This is a genomic window from Streptomyces sp. NPDC046862 (assembly GCF_040704615.1).
In the GTDB taxonomy this organism is placed as follows: Bacteria; Actinomycetota; Actinomycetes; order Streptomycetales; family Streptomycetaceae; genus Streptomyces.
On sequence record NZ_JBEYXP010000137.1, the window covers coordinates 1 to 1,191 of the forward strand.

The 1,191-nt window shown below is 66.8% G+C and carries 1 protein-coding gene; it reads right to left on the reverse strand.

What is annotated here, in order from left to right; all coding sequences use genetic code 11:
• The gene (locus tag AB0959_RS52985; protein ID WP_366834213.1) at positions 1-1,086 is read right to left on the reverse strand and encodes an IS630 family transposase; all 1,086 of its coding nucleotides are present in this window, start codon (positions 1,084-1,086) and stop codon (positions 1-3) included.
• Positions 1,087-1,191: the final 105 nt, after the last annotated feature.

Below are 1,191 nucleotides of genomic sequence, written 5' to 3' on the forward strand. Positions count from 1 at the left end.
CTAGTGACCTGGTTCGGAGATGCGTGAGCAGTAACGGCAGATTCGGTCGAGGATCTGGTCGGCCGTCTTGGCCCACTTGAAGGGCCTGGCCTGGTCGTTCCAGACCTTGATCCAGTCCTCAAGTGCGGCCTTGAGGTCGTCGAGGGAGCAGAACACTCCCCGCTCCAGGCAGCGCCGTTCCAGTTCGGCGAACCATCGCTCGACCTGGTTGATCCACGACGAGTACGTGGGAGTGAAGTGCAGGCGGAAGCGAGGATGCGCGAGCAGCCACCTGTGCACTACCGGCGCCTTGTGGGCGGAGAGGTTGTCGCAGATCACGTGGACCGCCAGGCTGGGCTCGGTCTGGCGGTCGATCTCGTCGAGGAAGTCGCGGAAGTCCACGGCCCGGTGCTGCGCGGACAGCTTCGTAATCACTTTGCCCGTCGCGGTGTTCAGAGCGGCGAACAGGTCGACGGTGCCGTGACGGATGTAGTCGAAGCTGCGCCGCTCAGGCACTCCGGGCAGCATCGGCAGCACCGGCGCGGTCCGTTCCAGTGCCTGGATCTGCGGCTTCTCGTCCACCGCGAACACCGCAGCGTTGGCCGGCGGGGCGAGGTAGAGGCCGACGACATCGCGGATCTTGTCGATCAGAAGCGGGTCCGGAGAGATTTTGAAGGTCTCGGTCCGCCATGGCTGCAGCCCGAAGGCGTGCCAGATCCGCAGCACGCTCGCCGGCGAGATCCCCACGACCCTGGCCAGCTCCCGCTTCGACCAGTGCGTCGCGCCCTGGGGAGTCTCTTCCAGCGTGCGCACCACCACCTCCTCCACCTGGGCATCGGTGATGGTGCGCGGCACCCCCGGGCGTGGCTCGTCGCTGAGCCCGTCCAGCCTGTTGCGCAGGAATCTCGCCCGCCACTTGGTCACCGTGCCCCGGTTGATGCCCATCCGCGCAGCCACCGCGGTGTTACTGCCGCCGTCCGCGCAGGCCAGCACGATCCGTGCCCGTAACGCCAGGCCCTGCGCAGTCGTCCGGCGCCGGGCCCATCCCTGCAACGTCCGCCGCTCGGTATCGGATAACACCAGCGGCGCAAGCCTGCTGTCGCCCATCCCCACAGCAGACCGCAAACCACCAGCCCCGTCACCGCCCAAGCCGCGATCCGAAACAGAACACGACTCAAGTGGTGGCGGGAGAACTCAAAACCGGCTCACTAG

Bases quoted from the DNA above. Each gene is read 5' to 3' on its own strand.
- AB0959_RS52985 (WP_366834213.1), bottom strand. From the start codon at position 1,086: ATGGGCGACAGCAGGCTTGCGCCGCTGGTGTTATCCGATACCGAGCGG.